The sequence below is a fragment of the Terrisporobacter petrolearius genome (assembly GCF_020748185.1).
In the GTDB taxonomy this organism is placed as follows: domain Bacteria; phylum Bacillota; class Clostridia; order Peptostreptococcales; family Peptostreptococcaceae; genus Terrisporobacter; species Terrisporobacter petrolearius.
Map to the genome: position 1 here is coordinate 1 of NZ_JAHZMO010000268.1, position 206 is coordinate 206.

Sequence of the window (206 nt, forward strand, 5' to 3'; positions counted from 1 at the left end):
ACCCGACAAGGAATTTCGCTACCTTAGGACCGTTATAGTTACGGCCGCCGTTTACTGGGGCTTAAGTTCACTGCTTCGATTACCCTAACAGATCCCCTTAACCTTCCAGCACCGGGCAGGCGTCAGCCCCTATACATCGTCTTGCGACTTAGCAGAAACCTATGTTTTTGGTAAACAGTCGCTTGGGCCTATTCTCTGCGGCCATG

The 206-nt window shown here is 51.5% G+C and carries 1 rRNA gene; it reads right to left on the minus strand.

Features of this window, described 5'->3' with window-relative positions:
• Positions 1-206: ribosomal RNA gene (locus tag K0040_RS22675) — 23S ribosomal RNA — on the minus strand; the annotation flags it as partial.